Here is a 4,368-nt window from a genome sequence, read left to right as displayed (position 1 = left end):
TCATGGAGACCCATGCCCAGGCCCTGGCCGAGGTCGAATCGCTGGACAACGGCAAGTCCGCCGCCATTGCGCGCGCCGTGGACATCGCCATGGCCATCGACTCCATCCGCTACATGGCCGGCTGGGCCACCAAGATCGAAGGCATGACGCACGAGCACTCCGTGCCCTTCGCGCCCGAGGCGCAGATGTTCACCTACACCCGGCGCGAGCCCGTGGGCGTGGTCGCCGCCGTCGTGCCCTGGAACTTCCCCCTGCTCATGGCCACCTGGAAGCTGGCGCCCGCGCTGGCTGCCGGCTGCACCCTGGTGCTCAAGCCCGCCGAGCAGACGCCGCTGACCGCGCTGATGCTGGCCGAGCTGATCCAGGAAGCGGGCTTTCCGCCCGGCGTGTTCAACGTGGTCACGGGCGACGGCCCCGGCACGGGTGCGCCCCTTGTCTCGCACCCGCTGGTCAACAAGGTCAGCTTCACGGGCTCGACCGAGGTGGGCAAGCTCATCGGCCATGCCTGCATGGACAACATGACGCGCATCACGCTGGAGCTGGGCGGCAAGTCCCCCGTCATCGTGCTGGACGACTGCGACCCGGCCACGGCGGCGGCAGGTGCTGCCAACGCCATCTTCTTCAACCACGGCCAGGTCTGCTGCGCGGGCTCGCGCCTGTACGTGCACAAGAGCATGTTCGACCGCGTGGTGGCCGACGTGGCCGACCAGGCCGCCCAACTCACCCTGGGCCATGGCCTGGACCCCCGCGCACAGATGGGCCCGCTGGTCTCGCAGGAGCAGATGGAGCGTGTCTGCAGCTACATCGACATAGGCCGCAGCCAGGGCGCCGAGGTGGTGACGGGCGGCGCCCGCGCAGGCCAGCGCGGCTACTTCGTGCAGCCCACGGTGATGACCGGCGTGCAGCACGACCACCGCGTCGCCCGCGAGGAAATCTTCGGCCCCGTGCTCGTGGCCATGCCCTATGACGACCTCGACGAAGTCGCCGCCTGGGCCAACGACACGCCCTACGGCCTGGGCGCCAGCATCTGGTCCAACAACCTGTCCAAGGTCCACCGGCTGATCCCCAAGATCCAGTCCGGCACGGTCTGGGTCAACTGCCACAGCACCCTGGACCCGGGCATGCCCTTCGGCGGCTACAAGCAGTCCGGCATGGGCCGCGACATGGGCCGCACCGCGCTGGATGCCTACCTGGAGACCAAGTCGGTGTTCATCAATCTGTGAGGGCTGCTGCCGGCTTGCAGGTTGTCTGCCGGCCGGCAGCCGGTGCTTGTCGGAAAGCACGGATTCAGATCATTCCGATATCTTTTCACTGCGCAGCCCTGCACAATTTCCCGCTTTCCAAGCCACGCCGCCTGCAGTGCGGCAAAGAAGGAGAGGGAGACCATGGATCGTCGATGGATCGCAGGGCTGTCATGGCTCTTCATCGCCTGGTCCTGCCAGGCGCAGGATGGGGGCAAGGCCGACAGGCCCACGCCCGAACAGGCCCGCCAGGAGGCAGCGCGCTGGAGCCACACCGCCGTGGCCCACATCCAGCGAGTGCACCAGATGATCCGGGAGGCACATCCCGCCGTCCTCGACCCTGGCGCAAGTGCTTTCCACCAGTGGTTCAGCGAGGGATACGACCAGGCCATGGCGCTGTCTGGGCGCGCAGCCACGGAACAGCAGGCCTTTGCCGCGCTGCGCTTCTACACCACCGGATACCGGGACGGCCATCTGGCCGTATGGCGCAACCACCATGCCGCCACGCCTGTACGCACGACGTGGGCGGGCTGGGCCGTGCAGCGCCAGGCAGGCCGCTACCGCGTCTCGGGCCGCGCTGCGCAATGGCCGATCGATACGCCGCAGGTGGGGGAGCAGGTACTGTCGTGCGACGGCATCCCCATCGACGATCTGCTCACCGACAAAGTGGCGCCCTTCGTGGACCGGCTCGTGCACCTGGAGGGAACGAAGTCCGATCTGGCATGGCACCTGACCCGCGAATCGCCCAGCGCCCCGCTGTGGGAGCCGCTCAGGGTGCGTCAATGCACGACCCGCTCCGCTGCAGGCGAAATCCGGAGTTTCAACCTGGCATGGCAGCCGCTGGACGACAAGGACGCCCGTGCCCTGGCGCGGCCCCGGGCACCGCGCCAGGGCATCAAGGAAGTGCGACCGGGAGTGCAGTGGATCCAAGCGTCCAACTTCATGCCATCGTCCGAGAAGGCCATGGCCGCCTTCGAGAAAATGCTGGAGGGCATCCGGCAGGCAGGAGATGCGCAGGCCGTGGTGCTCGATGTGCGCGGCAATGGCGGGGGCAACTCCCTGCTCGGCTACCGCATCCTGATTGCCCTGCTGACAGATGCCATCACGGCCGGCGCCACGCAGCACTCCCAAGCCAGGGCTTACTGGCGTGTCTCCGCCATGGCCCTGGAGGCGTTCGAAGAACGCAGGACACAGCTCCTGCGGACGGAAGGAGCCGGCAGCCTGGTCTACCAGTTCACACAGCAGATGGCCTCGCTGATGGGCGATGCCGCATCGCGCGGGGAAGATTTTGTCGAGCAGCCGCAGGTCGATGAAACGCACAAGGAGTTGCAGCAAGACACCGCCGCCGCACGCGCAAACCCCTTCAAGGGCAAGCTGGTGCTGGTCACGGATGCCCAATGCCAGAGCGCCTGCCTGGATTTCGTGAGTGCGGCGCTGCAGATTCCGGGCATCGTGCACGTGGGCAGCATGACCGGAACGGACACGCAGTACACCGACGTGGCCGACAAGGCACTTTCGCCCACAGTGACGTTCCGCGTCCCCCTCAAGGTCTGGAAGAACCACGGGCGCCAGGACAAGGAGGGCAAGCCCTACCTGCCGCGGTTCGTCTTCGACGGCGACCTCGCCGACACCGCCGCCGTGCAGGCCTGGGTGCTGGACAGCATCCTGCCCACGGCAGGAAACATCCAGCTGGATTGAATAGAGGCAGGCTTTGAGGAAATCGGATGATGCGAAGCAGGTCCCATGACGACGCCGTGGCCGAGCTGTACCGCAGCGATCCGGTCATGGCCCATGGCCATCGAGAACATCAACGCCATCCTGGCCAATGGCGACCCGGCAGAGCTGGGGATCGTGATGCGCCAGCTGGCCCTGGCGTACCTGCCCACACAGCTTGCCCCTACTCCGAATACCCCTTGGGCCATCCCCCCGGCCGGTCACAACACTCCTCCCAGCCCAGCTTGCGCGAGGTGTGGCCTATTCCGGGGTTGAAGGTGTTGGTGGGGTCCAGCTCACGGTAGAAGCCTGCCAGCGCGGGCTTGGCCACGTACAAGTGGCCCACGTTGTGTTCGGCCGGGTACTCGGCGCGGCGCGCGTCCAGCAGTTCCCACATTCGGTGCTCCATGGCCAGCGGGTCCACGCCCTTCTTGACGATGTAGTCCTGGTGGAAGACATGGCAGAAGAAGTGGCCGTAGTAGAGCTTGTGGACCATGTCGCGCTCGACCTCGGCGGGCAGTTGCTCCACCCATTCGCGGTCGTTGCGGCGCAGGGCCACGTCCAGGGCCACGATGTCCTCGACCTGGGCGCGGTGCACCTCGCGGTAGCGGATGGCCGCGCCCGCGATGGCGAAGCGGTGCAGGAAGGCCTTGCGCCCCTCGTCGGCATCGCACTCGAACCAGCCGCCCGTGGTGCTGCCGCTGAAGTGCCGCGTGAGGAATTCACGCGTGGCCTCGGCCGTGTCGTTGGACACGCGCACCAGCAGGTGGTGCTCATAGCGGTCGCGCCACTGGCGCATGCGCGCGGGCAGGTGGCTGGGCAGCAGGTTGGTCAGCGCCTGGATCACGCGGTCGGTGACGCCGCGCAGGCCGAAGCGCTCGAAGAAGCCGTCCACGCGGCTCTTGAGGGCGAAGGCGGCCGGCACCCTGGCCGTGCCGAAGCGGTCGATCAGCAGGAAGGTGTCCTTGCCGTATTTCTCGCCGATGTCGTAGGCCGTGCGGTGGATGTACTCGCCCGCGATCGGCAGGCGCGGCAGCGCGGTCAGCAGCTCGCGGCGCACGGCCGTGAGGTCGTCGGGCGCATTGCTGCCTATATAGAAGACGGTGCTGGGCTCCTTGGGAAAGGTGTCCAGCCGCACGGCGAACAGGCACAGCTTGCCGGCCGAGCCCGAGGCCTCGAACAGGCGCGAGGGGTCGGCATTGAAGCGCGCGGGCGTGTCCTCGTCCACGGCGCGCACGGCATCGGCATAGCGCGGGTCGGAGGCGGCGCGCTGCGCATCGTGGGCGATGTCGGACTCGGTGTAGTCGCCGTTTTGCAGCCGCGTGAGGATTTCCTCGGGCGTGCGGCCCAGGGCGATGCCCAGGTGGTTGACGAGTTCCAGCGAGCCGTCGCCGCACACGCGCGCGTACAGCGC

The 4,368-nt window shown here is 67.5% G+C and carries 3 protein-coding genes; 2 read left to right on the top strand and 1 reads right to left on the bottom strand.

Going from position 1 to position 4,368, the window contains the following annotated elements:
* Both L995_RS06705 and L995_RS06700 read left to right on the top strand, forming a co-directional pair.
* Nucleotides 1-1,223 (top strand): aldehyde dehydrogenase family protein (locus tag L995_RS06705; protein ID WP_047470447.1); only part of this gene is annotated, 1,223 nt, incomplete at its 5' end.
* A 162-nt stretch (nucleotides 1,224-1,385) separates the two neighbouring features.
* Complete coding sequence (locus L995_RS06700; protein WP_047470444.1) at nucleotides 1,386-2,939, top strand: S41 family peptidase; 1,554 nt, start codon at nucleotides 1,386-1,388, stop codon at nucleotides 2,937-2,939.
* 199 nt (nucleotides 2,940-3,138) lie between these two features.
* Here L995_RS06700 and dld read toward each other — a convergent pair.
* The coding region (gene dld, locus L995_RS06695; RefSeq protein ID WP_047470442.1) for a D-lactate dehydrogenase at nucleotides 3,139-4,368 on the bottom strand (1,230 nt) is incomplete at its 5' end.

The sequence above is a fragment of the Delftia sp. ZNC0008 genome (assembly GCF_000799035.1).
Taxonomy (GTDB): domain Bacteria; phylum Pseudomonadota; class Gammaproteobacteria; order Burkholderiales; family Burkholderiaceae_C; genus Comamonas; species Comamonas tsuruhatensis.
Note: the sequence above shows the minus strand (reverse complement) of the source record. Positions and strands in the feature narration are given on the sequence as shown.

Bases quoted from the DNA above. Each gene is read 5' to 3' on its own strand.
- L995_RS06700 (WP_047470444.1), top strand. From the start codon at position 1,386: ATGGATCGTCGATGGATCGCAGGGCTGTCATGGCTCTTCATCGCCTGG.